The 14,003-nt window shown below is 71.7% G+C and carries 11 protein-coding genes and 1 pseudogene; 7 read left to right on the top strand and 5 right to left on the bottom strand.

What is annotated here, in order from left to right; translation table 11 throughout:
* From AB0O67_RS23660 to AB0O67_RS23650, 3 genes are all read left to right on the top strand, one after another.
* The coding region (locus AB0O67_RS23660) for an alkaline phosphatase PhoX (RefSeq protein WP_365453272.1) at positions 1-1,083 on the top strand (1,083 nt) is incomplete at its 5' end.
* A gap of 180 nt (positions 1,084-1,263) precedes the next feature.
* Positions 1,264-2,208: a superoxide dismutase gene (locus tag AB0O67_RS23655; RefSeq protein WP_365453269.1), complete on the top strand. Its 945-nt coding sequence runs from the start codon at positions 1,264-1,266 to the stop codon at positions 2,206-2,208.
* A 40-nt stretch (positions 2,209-2,248) separates the two neighbouring features.
* Positions 2,249-2,674: a TIGR03668 family PPOX class F420-dependent oxidoreductase gene (locus tag AB0O67_RS23650; protein WP_365453266.1), complete on the top strand. Its 426-nt coding sequence runs from the start codon at positions 2,249-2,251 to the stop codon at positions 2,672-2,674.
* A 21-nt stretch (positions 2,675-2,695) separates the two neighbouring features.
* Here the strand turns inward: AB0O67_RS23650 and AB0O67_RS23645 are convergent, their stop codons facing one another.
* Positions 2,696-3,616, bottom strand: coding sequence for a hypothetical protein (locus AB0O67_RS23645; protein ID WP_365453263.1), 921 nt, complete (start codon positions 3,614-3,616; stop codon positions 2,696-2,698).
* A gap of 149 nt (positions 3,617-3,765) precedes the next feature.
* Between AB0O67_RS23645 and AB0O67_RS23640 the strand changes: the two genes are divergently transcribed.
* Positions 3,766-4,230: an excalibur calcium-binding domain-containing protein gene (locus AB0O67_RS23640; RefSeq protein ID WP_365453260.1), complete on the top strand. Its 465-nt coding sequence runs from the start codon at positions 3,766-3,768 to the stop codon at positions 4,228-4,230.
* A gap of 1 nt (position 4,231) precedes the next feature.
* Here the strand turns inward: AB0O67_RS23640 and AB0O67_RS23635 are convergent, their stop codons facing one another.
* Entirely contained in the window at positions 4,232-4,435 is a 204-nt protein-coding gene (locus AB0O67_RS23635) for a hypothetical protein (RefSeq protein ID WP_365453257.1), read from the bottom strand.
* A 192-nt stretch (positions 4,436-4,627) separates the two neighbouring features.
* Here AB0O67_RS23635 and AB0O67_RS23630 point away from each other — a divergent pair, with 192 nt between their 5' ends.
* The gene (locus tag AB0O67_RS23630; RefSeq protein ID WP_365453254.1) at positions 4,628-5,536 is read left to right on the top strand and encodes a UTP--glucose-1-phosphate uridylyltransferase; all 909 of its coding nucleotides are present in this window, start codon (positions 4,628-4,630) and stop codon (positions 5,534-5,536) included.
* 135 nt (positions 5,537-5,671) lie between these two features.
* On the opposite strand, the gene ppdK is transcribed toward AB0O67_RS23630, so the two are convergent.
* Together ppdK and AB0O67_RS23620 are read right to left on the bottom strand one after the other, a co-directional pair.
* Positions 5,672-8,419 (bottom strand): pyruvate, phosphate dikinase, encoded by a 2,748-nt coding sequence (gene ppdK / locus AB0O67_RS23625; protein ID WP_365453252.1) that lies wholly within the window; start codon positions 8,417-8,419, stop codon positions 5,672-5,674.
* A 405-nt stretch (positions 8,420-8,824) separates the two neighbouring features.
* A complete protein-coding gene (locus AB0O67_RS23620) occupies positions 8,825-10,033 on the bottom strand; it encodes an ROK family protein (RefSeq protein WP_365453249.1) in 1,209 nt (402 codons plus the stop codon).
* Positions 10,034-10,238: 205 nt separating this feature from the next.
* Between AB0O67_RS23620 and AB0O67_RS23615 the strand changes: the two are divergent.
* Together AB0O67_RS23615 and AB0O67_RS23610 are read left to right on the top strand one after the other, a co-directional pair.
* Positions 10,239-10,859, top strand: a pseudogene (locus tag AB0O67_RS23615) (aminotransferase); the annotation flags it as partial.
* Between the two features lie 133 nt (positions 10,860-10,992).
* Positions 10,993-12,753 carry a CDP-alcohol phosphatidyltransferase gene (locus AB0O67_RS23610; RefSeq protein WP_365453246.1) on the top strand — a complete coding sequence of 587 codons (1,761 nt, stop codon included), beginning with the start codon at positions 10,993-10,995 and terminating at the stop codon, positions 12,751-12,753.
* 38 nt (positions 12,754-12,791) lie between these two features.
* Here AB0O67_RS23610 and dusB read toward each other — a convergent pair whose 3' ends face one another.
* Positions 12,792-13,925, bottom strand: a complete 1,134-nt coding sequence (gene dusB, locus AB0O67_RS23605) for a tRNA dihydrouridine synthase DusB (RefSeq protein WP_365453243.1) — start codon at positions 13,923-13,925, stop codon at positions 12,792-12,794.
* Positions 13,926-14,003 lie beyond the last annotated feature (78 nt).

Raw genomic sequence — 14,003 nt, 5'->3', positions numbered from 1 at the left:
GCCGCGTACGCGGCGCCCGCCCAGCCGGGCACGGGCCCCTACGGTGCGCTCGGTTCCCCCGACGCCAACGGCATCAGACTCCCCAGCGGCTTCACCAGCAGGGTGATAGCCCGGTCCGGCCAGCGCGTCACCGGCACGTCGTACACCTGGCACAACGCCCCTGACGGTGGCGCCTGTTACGCCGACGGCAGCGGCTGGATCTACGTGTCCAACTCGGAGATCAACCCCTCCGGCGGCGCGAGCGCGGTGAAGTTCTCGTCGACGGGCACGGTCACGTCGGCGTACCGCATCCTCTCGGGCACCCGCACCAACTGCGCGGGTGGCAAGACCCCGTGGAACACCTGGCTGTCCTGCGAGGAGGTGTCCCTCGGCTACGTCTTCGAGACCGACCCGTGGGGCGTCAAGGCGGCCGTGCGCCGCGACGCCATGGGCCGTTTCAAGCACGAGGCGGCGGCCGCCGACCCCGTCCGCAAGGTCGTCTACCTGACCGAGGACGAGACCAACGGCCGCTTCTACCGCTTCGTCCCGGCGACCTGGGGCGACCTGTCCTCCGGCACGCTCCAGGTGATGGTCGCCGGGTCCGCCACGTCGGGCTCCTTCACCTGGGCGAACGTGCCCGACCCGGACGGCTCCCCGACGGCCACCCGCTCCCAGGTGTCCGGCTCGAAGTCCTTCAACGGCGGCGAGGGCTGCCACTACGCCGACGACACGGTCTGGTTCACCACCAAGGGCGACAACCGCGTCTGGCAGCTCAACCTGACGAACAGCACCTACGAGCTGGCCTACGACGACTCCCTCGTCAGCTCCGGCACCGCCCCGCTCACCGGCGTCGACAACATCACCGGCAGCTCCTCCGGCGACCTGTTCGTCGCGGAGGACGGCGGCAACATGGAGATCTGCGTGATCACGCCGAACGACGTGATCGCCCCCTTCCTGCGCATCGACGGCCAGTCCGGCTCGGAGATCACGGGACCGGCGTTCTCCCCCGACGGCCGGCGCCTGTACTTCTCCAGCCAGCGCGGCACGAGCGGCAGTTCGTCCGGCGGCATCACCTACGAGGTGACGGGCCCCTTCCGCGCCTAGTGCGCCGGAGCGGGCGGGTGTGAGTGGTCGGTGGGACACGGGGACGCCTGCAGAGGGCGGCCCGCCGGGTCGCTGTCGAGTTCCTGTCGAGTTCGCCGAGCCGGTCGAGCCCGGCGGGAACGTGGAGTTTCATCGAGTCCCACCGACTCTTCATGCCCCACCTTCACGGAGGCGCGAACCATGACTCGGAACCATCCCCAGCCGTCCCGGCGCGCCGTGCTCGGCGGCGCGGCCGCCGCCGCGCTCACGGTGGCCGCCGGAACCGGCACGGCGCGGGCGAGCACGAAGGTCACATGGCCGACGGAGTTCCCGCTCCCCGACGGCTTCCTCCCCGAGGGCATCACCATCGGCGGCAGGCCGTACGCCTACATGGGCTCCCGGGCCGACGGCGCCGTTCTCCGCACGGACCTGCGCACGGGCGCGTACGAGACCGTCCACCCCGGCGCGGCCGGCACGGCGTCGATCGGCCTGAAACTGGACCGCGACGGCCTGCTGTACGTGGCCGGGGGCGGCGGCGGAACGGCTCGCGTGCTGCACTCCCGTACGGGCGAACTGCTGAGGACGTACCAACTGACCGCCACCTCCGGCCAGTTCATCAACGACGTCGTCCTGACCGGCGGCCGGGCGTGGTTCACCGACTCCCGCGCTGCGATCCTCTACGCCGTCCCGCGCGACGGCCGCGGAAGGGTGCGCGCCCTGCCCCTGAAGGGCGACTGGACGCAGACGCCCGACGTCAACAACGCCAACGGGGTCGTGGCGACCCCCGACGGGCGTGGCCTGATCGTAGTCAAGAGCACCCCGGGCGAGCTGTACCACGTGTCCCTGAGGACCGGGTCCGCCACCAGGATCACCCTCAGGGGCGCCGACTCGGTCGTCAACGGCGACGGCCTGGTCCGCGTCGGCCACACCCTGTACGTCGTCCAGAACCGCCTCAACCTGATCAGTGTCTGGTCCCTCTCCCGCGACCTCCGCACGGCCGCCCTGACCCGCACGATCACCGACCCCCGCTTCGACGTCCCCACCACCGCGGCCCGGTACGGCAACCGCCTGTACCTGGTCAACGCCCGCTTCACCAGCCCGCAGACGCCGCAGACGACGTTCAACGGGGTTGCAGTCCCGCTGTGACGCCGGGCCGCCCGGGTCCACGGCGTGGCACGGTGGACGCATGAGGCTCTCACCCTCCGACGCCAGGCGGCGTTTCGTCACCGCCCCCGTCGCGCGCCTGGCGACGGCCGGCGCCGACGGGGTGCCCCATGTCGTGCCGGTGACGTTCGCCGTCGTCGACGAGGTCCTGTACTTCGCCGTGGACCACAAGCCCAAGAGCACCTGGGACCTGCGCCGGTTGCGCGACATCCGGGAGAACCCCTCGGTGGCGGTGCTTGCCGACCACTACGCCGAGGACTGGTCGGCCCTGTGGTGGGCCCGTGCCGACGGCCGGGGGGAGATCCTGGAGGACGGGGCGGAGCGCCGTCACGCCGTCGAGTCGCTGTGCGGCAGGTACGCCGGGGCCGGCCAGTACGGGAACTCCCCGCCCGCGGGCCCCGTGGTCGCCGTCCGGGTCACCCGATGGAGCGGCTGGACCTCCACCTAGCCCTCCGCGCCGGCGGCCGGCTCACCGCGTCGGCAGCTCCAGCAGGCCGCCGAGCTCGCCGTCGGTGGCCGGTCTGAGCGTCGTCAGAATGTGCCGGGCGGCCGTCAGCTCGTCGCCGGCGCCCTCCAAGGTGACGGTGAACACCAGGCCGTCACGGCGCAGCCGGAGCTCCCGGTGTGCGTAGCCGCCCTCGTACGTCAGCAACCGGCGGCCTCCGCCGTCGTCCGTGCAGTGGACGGGTTCGCCGAAGGGGACGGGGCAGCCGCGGACGTCGGCGCGCCGCATGTCGTGCCCCACGCGTGCCACACCGAGGTGCAGTCGTGCCGAGGCGGGACGCTCGTAGTCGACCCCGAAACCGTCCTCGCTCGCGCCCAGCGCGCGCAGTGTGTAACCCGGCGGTGGATCGCCGACCCGCAGCAGGTCGGGGTCCACGCCGTTGGCGGTGATCCACTCGTCGAGGGTCGGAGGCTGCCTGGCCTCCCACGCGACGTGCGCTCCGCCCCCGGCGAGGACGACCGCCGCCCCGAGGGCACCCAGCCTGACCCGGACTCCCGGCAGGAACGACGCGGCGGCGAGGGCGTGGCAGACGCCCCCGACGGGGTACAGCGGCAGGCTGTTCTCCAGGTGATCGACCTGGAAGTGGACCGCGGCGGCCCCGAACGCGCCGGACGTGCCCAGCACGTGGACGCCTGCCGCCCAGGCCCACCGGCCGTGCCTTCGGCGCGTGAGCGGCACGACGGCGCGGGCGGCGGTTCCGGCACCGGCGAGAGCGGCGACCGACAGGGCGCTCAGGACGGCGGCGGCGACGGCGAGTGAAGCGGCTCCGCCGACGAAGAGGGTGATGAGCACGACCTGCAGCTGCAGACCGGTGAGAGCGCACCCGAACAGCCACACGGCCGCCAGGTGGGCGACGGGGAACCCCGCTTGCTGCGTCCGTGTCACGCCCTTTGATCACGCCGGGCGGGCGGCCACGGTTCCCCCGGCCCCGCACCGCGCTCACACACAAGGGTCACGGAATGGCCACATCACCCATGCGCCACGAGACCCGGCATTACGTTCATCCCCTCACGTAACACGTCTGGGGGGACGAGATGACCAACCCGTACATTCCACCGCCACCACCCGCCGTTCGCCCCGCCCCTGGTTGGGCCCGCAAACGGTACGCACTCCCCGCGCTGGCCCTGGCCCTCTTCCTGGGCGCCGGCATCGGTGCGGGCGGCGGCGAGAAGACGACCGACGCGAAACCGGCGGCCGCCTCACCCGCACCGACCCGGACCGTCACCGCGACGGCCACGGCGACGGTGACGCAGACCCCGGAACCCGAACCGGCGCCCACGGTGACCGTCACGAAGACGGTCACCGCGACCCGGACGGTCACCGCCGAGCCCGGGGCGGGCGGCGGCTCCGACGACGACTCGTCGGTGCCTGACACCGAGGTCCACTACGGCAACTGCAGCGAGGCACGGGCGGCCGGCGCCGCCCCGATCCATCGCGGTGAACCCGGCTACGCCTCGCACCTGGACCGGGACGACGACGGCGTGGCCTGCGACGCGTGAGTCAGCGGCCGAGGACGCCGCTGGGCAGGATCGTGTTGAGCGGGGTGACCGGGTGCCCCACCTCAAGAGACCCGAGCAGCCCGCCGAGCAGGGCGCTACCGGGGACCTCCTTGGTCGTGTCGGGGGCCGGGGCGGCCTGGGCGGCGGGGGCGGCGGCCACGAGGGCGGCGGCCATGACGGAGACGCACATGAGCTTCTTGATCATGTGCGGCCTAACGACGCACGCCGGGCCCGGGCAACGTCCGTCACCCGGTTGCCCCTCCGCCGGCCGGCATCCACCTGCGACGTTCCTCCACGCCACGGGCATGCCCGGTCCGTCGGCGGTACACGTCCGGGTGGAAGACTCACCGCCACCACGTCCCGTTCCGCGACACCCACTCCGCCTCTGGGGGACTTCATGGCCACGACCATCCGCAGGGCAGTCATTCCCGCCGCCGGCCTCGGTTCCAGGCTTCTGCCGCTGACCAAGGCCACGCCCAAGGAGATGCTGCCCGTCGGCGACAAACCCGTCATCGAGCACACCGTCCGGGAGCTCGTGGCCTCCGGCATCACCGACATCACCATCGTCGTCTCGGGCGGCAAGGGGCTCATCCAGGACCACTTCCGGCCCAACCCCGCGCTCGTCGCGCAACTGCGGGCCGACGGCAAGGCGGCGTACGCGGACGCCGTGGAGGAGGTGGGCGAGCTGTCCCGGCTCGGCCACATCACCTACCTCGACCAGCACGGCCCGTACGGCAACGGCACGCCCGTCCTCAACGCCGCCCGCAACTTCGGTGACGAGCCGATGCTCGTGCTGTGGCCGGACGACGTCTTCGTCGCCGAGGTGCCGCGCGCCCAGCAGCTGATCCGGGCCTACGAGGCCACCAGCTGCCCGGTCCTCGCTCTGATGCCGATGGACCCGGCCGACTCCCAGCGGTACGGCGTACCCGTGGTCAGGGAGGACCTGGACGAGGGGCTGCTGCGCATCACCGGCCTGGTGGAGAAGCCCAAGCCGCAGGACGCGCCCTCGGGCTACGCGGCCATCGGCGGGTACGTCATCACCCCGGGCATCGTGGACGAGCTGCGGGAGCAGACCGAGCGCTGGTACGAGCACCGGACCGGGGAGATCTACCTGACCGACGCCATCAACGCCTACGCCGGCAGCCGCGCCGTGTACGGGCAGGTCATCCAGGGGCGCTGGTACGACACCGGCAACCCGCTCGCCTACCTCACCGCCCAGTTCGCCGCCGCCCTGGCCGACCCCGAGTACGGCCCGCCGCTGCGCCGGCTCGCCGCGGAACTCGACCGGCCCGCCGACGGGCGGTAGCGCGAGCGGGGCGCGTCCCCTGGCACGCCGAAGAGGGCGGCACCCCCGCACAAGGGTGCCGCCCTCTCCTCGTACGCCGCGACCGCCGCCGGATCGTGAGGGTCGGGGATCAACGGCGGTCGCGGGGGCCTCGGGTCAGCGGTGGTCGCTGCCCGCCGACTGCGACGCCGCCCGGCCCGCCTCCAGGCGCGCCACCGGGATCCGGAACGGCGAGCAGGAGACGTAGTCCAGCCCGACCTCGTGGAAGAAGTGGACGGACTCCGGGTCACCGCCGTGCTCGCCGCAGACGCCGAGCTTCAGGTCGGGTCGGGTCTCGCGGCCGGCCTTCGCGGCGGCGGCGACCAGCGAGCCCACGCCGTCCTTGTCGATCGTCTCGAACGGCGACACGCCGAAGATGCCCTTCTCCAGGTACGCCGTGAAGAACGAGGCCTCCACGTCGTCCCGGCTGAAGCCCCACACCGTCTGCGTCAGGTCGTTGGTGCCGAAGGAGAAGAACTCGGCGGCTTCAGCGATCTGACCGGCGGTCAGCGCGGCACGCGGCAGCTCGATCATGGTGCCGATCGCCAGCTTCAGTTCCGTACCGGTCGCCGCCTCGACCTCCGCGATGACCTTGTCGGCCTCGTCGCGGACGATCTCCAGCTCCTGGACCGTGCCGACCAGCGGGATCATGATCTCGGCGCGCGGGTCGCCCTTGGCCGTCCTGCGCTCGGCCACGGCCTCGGCGATCGCCCGTACCTGCATCGTGAACAGACCGGGGATGACCAGGCCCAGCCGGACGCCGCGCAGGCCCAGCATCGGGTTCTGCTCGTGCAGCCGGTGGACCGCCTGCAGCAGGCGGAGTTCGTTCTCGTGCGGCTCCTGGCGGGACTCCGCCAGCGCCACGCGGACCGACAGCTCCGTGATGTCCGGGAGGAACTCGTGCAGCGGCGGGTCCAGCAGCCGCACGGTGACCGGCAGGCCGTCCATCGCCTCGAACAGCTCGACGAAGTCCCGCTTCTGCAGCGGGAGCAGCTCCTTCAGCGACTCCTCGCGCTCCGCCTGCGTGTCCGCCAGGATCAGGCGCTCGACCAGCTCACGGCGGTCGCCGAGGAACATGTGCTCGGTGCGGCACAGGCCGATGCCCTGCGCGCCGAAGCGGCGTGCGCGCAGGGCGTCCTCCGCGTTGTCCGCGTTGGCGCGCACCCGCAGCCGGCGCTTGCGGTCCGCGAACGCCATGATGCGGTGCACCGCCTCGACCAACTCGTCGGCGTCGTCCGCGCCCGCGTGCATCCGGCCCTCGAAGTACTCCACTACCGGGGACGGGACCACCGGCACCTCCCCGAGGTACACCTTGCCCGAGGAACCGTCGATGGAGATGAGGTCGCCCTCCTCCACCACGTGGCCGCCCGGCACCGTCATCCGGCGGCGCTTGGTGTCGACCTCCAGCTCCTCCGCGCCGCAGACACAGGTCTTGCCCATGCCGCGCGCGACCACGGCCGCGTGGGAGGTCTTGCCGCCGCGCGAGGTCAGGATGCCCTCGGCGGCGATCATGCCGTCCAGGTCGTCGGGGTTGGTCTCCCGGCGGATCAGGATGACCTTCTCGCCGGAGCGCGACCACTTCACCGCGGTGTACGAGTCGAAGACCGCCTTGCCGACCGCCGCGCCCGGCGAGGCCGCGATGCCCCGGCCGACCTGCTCCACCTTGGCGCTGTCGTCGAAGCGGGGGAACATCAGCTGGGCGAGCTGGGCGCCGTTCACCCGCTGGAGGGCCTCGGCCTCGTCGATCAGGCCCTGGTCGACCAGCTGGGTCGCGATCCGGAAGGCGGCACCGGCGGTGCGCTTGCCGACGCGGGTCTGGAGCATCCACAGCTGCCCGCGCTCGATCGTGAACTCGATGTCGCACAGGTCCTTGTAGTGGTTCTCCAGCGTCTCCATGATCTGCATCAGCTGGTCGTACGACTTCTTGTCGATCTGCTCCAGCTCAGCGAGCGCGACGGTGTTGCGGATGCCCGCGACCACGTCCTCGCCCTGGGCGTTCTGCAGGTAGTCGCCGTAGACGCCCTGGTGTCCGGAGGCGGGGTCGCGGGTGAAGGCGACGCCGGTGCCGGAGTCGGGGCCGAGGTTGCCGAAGACCATCGAGCAGACGTTGACCGCGGTGCCCAGGTCGTGCGGGATGCGCTCCTGGCGGCGGTAGAGCTTGGCCCGGTCGGTGTTCCAGGAGTCGAAGACCGCGTGGATGGCGAGGTCCATCTGCTCGCGCGGGTCCTGCGGGAAGTCCCGGCCGGCCTCCTTCTTGACGATCTTCTTGAAGGAGGTGACGAGCTTCTTGAGGTCCGCGGCCTCCAGCTCGGTGTCGACCGTGACCTTCTTGGCCTCCTTGGCCTTCTCCAGCGCCTCCTCGAAGAGCTCGCCGTCGACGCCGAGGACGGTCTTGCCGAACATCTGGATGAGGCGGCGGTAGGAGTCCCAGGCGAAGCGGTCGTCGCCGGCCTGCTTGGCCAGTCCCTGGACGGACTTGTCCGACAGACCGATGTTGAGGACCGTGTCCATCATGCCGGGCATGGAGAACTTGGCGCCCGAGCGGACCGACACGAGGAGGGGGTTGTCGGCCTGACCGAGCTTCTTGCCCATCGTCCGCTCCAGCGCGTCGAGGTGCGCACTCACCTCGTCACGCAGTGCCGCGGGCTCCTCGCCGCTGTCGAGGTAGACCTTGCAGGCCTCGGTGGTGATGGTGAAGCCAGGAGGGACGGGAAGGCCCAGGTTGGTCATCTCGGCGAGGTTCGCGCCCTTGCCGCCGAGGAGGTCCTTGAGGTCCTTGTTGCCCTCGGTGAAGTCGTAAACGAACTTCACACCCTCAACGCTGTTGCCGGATTCGGCTACCTGGGGATCTTTGTTTTCCGACACGGTCTCGACTCCTCGAGGACGCGGTGGCTGCCCTGACGGCGAGGAACATACCCAGATCGAAGGCGCCTGGGTACGTCTACTTGTGCGTCATGCGCCTGTAACCACTCGTCCGCCACCGGATCGAAAGTCAAGGCTTGGTATGCGGTGGCGGCGCCATGTTTTCACTTCTTGAACGCAACAGTTCCCGTAGACCGGGAATATCGCTCATCTGAGCAGCCATCACCACGTCTGATTTCGATCGATGAACGATCAAGGGGTGGCACTCAGTGCCACCCCTTGAGGAAGTGCAGCCGCTCAAGATCCGCTCATCTGAGCGTCAGCCTTATCAGAGGTGGCGAGAATCACGCTGCCACAGGAGACGGGATTTCACCATGCGGACGCGGTGGGGAGACGGAAACGCGCCTGTCACACGCCCAGTGCCCGCAGTCGCTCCTCCACCCGCTCCGGGGCGTAGAGGTGCTCCACGACCAGCGCACCCGCCCCCACCAGCCCTGCCCGCTCCCCGAGCCGCGAGGTCAGGATGTCCAGCCGGGCCGTTGAGCGCGGCAGCGCCCGCTCGTAGAGCAGCTCCCGTACTCCGGTCAGGAAGGGGATTCCGGCCAGATCCCCGGCCACCATCAGCACCCCCGGGTTCAGCAGCGTCACGACGGTCGCCAGCACGTCCCCGACCCGGCGCCCGGCCTCCCGCGCCAGGCCCACTGCCTCCGGGTGCCCCGCCGCCAGCAGCTCCCGCACGTCCGACCCGGACGCCGCGGGCACACCGGCCTCGGCCAGCCGCCGGGCGACGGCGCCTCCGCTCGCGACGGCGGCCAGACAGCCGTAGGAACCGCACCTGCACAGGGCGTCCGCGCCCTCCGGCACCCGGATGTGGCCGATGTCCCCGGCACCGCCGTCGACGCCCCGGTAGACCGAGCCGTCGACGACGACGCCCGCGCCGATGCCGGTGGAGACCTTCACGAGGACGAACGCCGAGCAGCCGGGGTGACCGGTGCGCTGTTCGCCGTAGGCCATCAGGTTGGCGTCGTTGTCGACCAGGACCGGAACGGGACCGGCGCCGGTGTGCTCGGTGAACGCCCCGGCCAGACGGCTGCGTATGTCGTAGCCGTCCCAGCCCGGCATGATCGGGGGCTGGACCACCCGGCCGGTGTCGGTGTCGACGGGGCCCGGGACCGCGAGGCCGATGCCGCACACGCCGTCGGCGCCGCGGCCGGCCTGCCGCAGCAACTCCGCGAACCACCGGCCGAGTTCGCCGAGGACCGACTCCGGGCCGTCCTCGACGACCAGCGTGCCGGCGTGCTCGGCGAGGATCTCGCCGGTCAGGGAGAGCACGGCCGCGCGGGCGTGGCGGGTGTCGAGGTCGGCGGCGAGGACGACCGCGTGATCGTCGTCGAACTCCAGGGTGATGGCGGGGCGGCCGCCGAGCGGGGAGTCCACCGGGCCGCCGGCGCCCTCGCGCAGCCAGCCCGCGCGGAAGAGGCGGTCGAGGCGCTGGCCGACGGTGGCCCGGGACAGGCCGGTGGCCTGCTGGAGCGCCCCCCGCGTGGTGGCGCGGCCGCTGCGCACGAGCCCGAGCAGTTCGCCGGCGCTGGCCTGAGTCGTGTTGCGTCCGGACATGCGCACCCCCTTGTGTTTCCCAACCCTGCATTACATAGTGAGTTTTGCGTGTTAAATAGGCGTAACTCTACGGTAGCCGGGGCCGAACCGGCCGGCCGGACGTCTTCCGGGGAGCCCCGAGTGGATCGCACCGCGCACCTCACCGACCGGCCGGCACGGCGCGCGGTCGCATACGGTCCCGCCGCCGGGGCGGAGTCCTCGCGCCGCGGCGGGCGCACAGGGCTACGCGTACGACGCGCTGCGCCGCACGGCCTGGCTGGCCCGCACGGTGTGGGAGGACCGGACGTACGCGGCGCTGCTGGAGCAGGCGGCCGCTGATCTGCGGGACCGTTTCCAGCGGGACTTCTGGATGCCGGACCGCTCCTTCCCCGCCCTCGCCCTGGACGGAGAGGGCCGCCGGCTGGACGCGCTGGCCTCGGACGCCGGGCATCTGCTCTGGTCCGGGCTGCTCGACAAGGAGTACGGCGAGGCCGTCGGCCGGCGCCTGCTGGAGCCGGACTTCTTCTCCGGCTGGGGGGTGCGCACGCTGGCGGCCGGGCAACCGGCGTACCACCCGCTGTCGTACCACCGCGGCTCCGTCTGGCCGCACGACAACGCGCTGATCGCCCTGGGCCTGGCCCGCTACGGACTGCACGACGAGGCCCGCACGGTCGCCCACGCGCTGGTCGACGCGGCGACCGCGACCGGGCACCGGCTGCCCGAGGTGGTCGCCGGGTACGGCCGGGACACGCACGCCGAGCCGGTGCCGTACCCGCACGCGTGTGTGCGCGAGGCACGGGCTGCGGCGGCACCGCTGGCCCTGCTGACCGCGGTCGGGGGCGCGTGACGTCCCGGCGCCGGTGATATTTCCTGTGTGCGCTGAACGCGACGGGGCGGCGGGCCGTACGTGAGGGTGGCGGACCCGTTCCCCCACGCCGGGTCCGCCGCTTTTCGGCGCTTTCGTACGGAGGGACCCTCGGGTGGCTGTCTTCACGCGTCAACCGCGAACGACCGATGACGCACCGGACACCGCACCGGACGCCGCCGCGGACACCCCGGAACACGACGCCCCCACCGGCCGCCTCGCACGATGGCGCGCCGCCCACCCCACCGCGGTCCGCGTCGTCCGCCACGTGGCCACCGCGATCTCCGCGGTCCTGGTGCTGTGCGCGCTGCTGCTGCCCAACACCCTGCACACCGTCACCCCGGCCAAGTTCCTCCGCCTCCCGGTCGAGGCGATCATCGGCGCCGCCGTCCTGCTCGTGCTGCCGCGCCGCCCCCGGCTGGTGACGGCCGTCCTGGCCGGGCTCGGCCTCGCCACTCTGACCGCGCTGAACGTGCTCGACATGGGCTTCTACGAGTACCTCGGCCGGGGCTTCAACCTGGTCCTCGACTGGGGCCTGCTCGACGACGCCCAGGCGTACATGGAGGACGCGATGGGTGGCGCGGGCGCCACGGCGCTCGCCGTCGGCGCGCTCCTCCTCGTCGTCCTGGTGTTCGCGGTGATGACGCTGGCCACGGTCCGGCTGAGCAACGTGCTCGCCCGGCACCGCACGGTCGCCGTCCGCGCCACGCTCGCCGCCGCCGTCGTCTGGACGCTGGCGTCCGCGCTGGGCCTCCAGGTCGGCTCGCTGCCGCTCGCGACCGACCACGCCTCGGTGCTGGCGCAGGTCCAGGCGCGGCGGGTGCAGGCGACGCTGCGGGACGAGGCGGCGTTCGAGCGGGAGGCGCGCAGCGACATCTTCGGCGCGACACCCGGCGAGCAGCTCGTGCCGGATCTGCGGGGCAAGGACGTCATCTTCGCGTTCATCGAGAGCTACGGCCGCAGCGCCCTCGAGGACCCCCGCATCGCCCCCGGCGTCCGCCGGACCCTGGACTCCGGGACCGAGTCGCTCACCGAGGCCGGCTTCGCCTCCAAGAGCGGATGGCTGACGTCGGCGACCTACGGCGGCAGCAGCTGGCTCGGCCACTCCACGTTCCTGTCCGGCCTGTGGATCGACAGCCAGCAGCGCTACCGGACCGTCACTTCCGGTGACCACCTCACCCTGACCAAGGCGTTCCAGAAGACCGGCGACTGGCAGACGGTCGGCGTCATGCCGGGTGTGCAGAAGGGCTGGCCGGAGGCGAGGTTCTACGGGCTGGACAACGTCTACGACGCCTACGAACTCGGCTACAAGGGGCCGAAGTTCAGCTGGTCGACCATGCCGGACCAGTACGCGCTGGAGGCGTTCCAGCGGCTGCAGCACGGCAAGAAGCGCGACAAGCCGCTGATGGCGGAGATCATCCTGACGTCCAGTCACCAGCCCTGGTCGCCGCTGCCGAGGATGGTCGACTGGGAGGACCTCGGCGACGGCTCGCTCTTCGGCCCGATCCAGCAGGCCGGCACGAAGCCGTCGGACATCATCGCCGATGGCGACCGCTCCAAGGAGGAGTACGGCAAGTCCGTCCAGTACTCCGTCACCAGCCTCACCCAGTGGCTGGAGCGGTACGGCACGAAGGACACCGTCCTGGTCTTCCTCGGCGACCACCAGCCCATCGCCCGGGTCAGCGGCCACCGCGCCAGCCGGGACGTGCCGGTGTCGATCGTCGCCAAGGACCCGGAGGTGCTGGACAGGATCGCGGGCTGGGGCTGGACGGACGGGCTGCGCCCCGCGCAGGACGCCCCGGTCTGGAAGATGAGCGACTTCCGGGACCGCTTCCTGACGGCGTACGGCTCGACGCCGTCGAGGAAGACCGACTGACCGGACGTGGGACGGCTGACCGGAGCCGGACCGGCTGATCAGCCGCCGGAGGTGTCCAGCTCGGCGTCCTCGCCGATGCCCGCGCAGTCGTAGGGGTCCTTCAGCCAGCCGTCCGGCAGCACGACGCGGTTGTTGCCGGACGAACGACCGCGGGGCCCGTCGGCGCCGGCCGGCCAGGGCTGGTCGAGGTCCAGCTCGTCCAGCCCGGCACGCAGCTCCTCGAGCGAGGACGTGATCGCGAGGCGCTTGCGCATCTCCGAGCCGACCGCGAAGCCCTTGAGATACCAGGCCACGTGCTTGCGGAAGTCGATGACGCCGCGCGACTCGTCACCGATCCACTCACCGAGCAGGGTCGCGTGCCGGACCATGGTGTCGGCGACCTCGCGCAGGGCGGGACGCACGAGGTCCTGGTCGCGCCCCTCGAAGGCGGCCACCAGATCGGCGAACAGCCACGGCCGCCCCAGGCAGCCGCGCCCGACCACGACACCGTCGCAGCCGGTCGCCCGCACCATCCGCACCGCGTCCCCGGCCGACCAGATGTCGCCGTTGCCGAGCACGGGGATCTCCGGCACATGCTCCTTCAGCCGGGCGATGGCGTCCCAGTCGGCGGTGCCGCCGTAGTGCTCCGCGGCGGTGCGGCCGTGCAGGGCGATGGCGCTCACTCCCTCCTCGACGGCGATCCGGCCGGCGTCGAGGTAGGTGATGTGGTCGTCGTCGATGCCCTTGCGCATCTTGATCGTGACCGGCAGCTCACCCGCGCCGGTGACCGCCTCACGCAGGATGGCGCGCAGCAGGTTCCGCTTGTACGGGAGCGCGGAGCCGCCGCCCTTGCGGGTCACCTTCGGCACCGGGCAGCCGAAGTTCAGGTCGATGTGGTCGGCCAGGCCCTCGTCCGCGATCATGCGGACGGCCTTGCCGACGGTCGCCGGGTCCACGCCGTACAGCTGGATCGACCGGGGCCGCTCGCTCTCGTCGAAGTGGACCAGCTGCATGGTCTTCTCGTTGCGCTCGACCAGCGCCCGGGTCGTGATCATCTCGCTCACGAACAGGCCCTTGCCACCGCTGAACTCCCTGCACAGGGTGCGGAAGGGCGCGTTGGTGATCCCGGCCATGGGGGCCAGGACGACGGGCGGCTGGACGGTGTGCGGGCCGATCTGCAGGGGCGTGGGCATTCCCCCATTGTGCCGTGCAATCAGTTCGCAAAGTTCGTTAGTTAACCGCACTATCGAAATCGGCGTACGATGGAGTCC

Origin of the sequence: Streptomyces sp. NPDC086077 (assembly GCF_040686175.1) — a bacterium.
In the GTDB taxonomy this organism is placed as follows: domain Bacteria; phylum Actinomycetota; class Actinomycetes; order Streptomycetales; family Streptomycetaceae; genus Streptomyces.
Note: the sequence above shows the minus strand (reverse complement) of the source record. Positions and strands in the feature narration are given on the sequence as shown.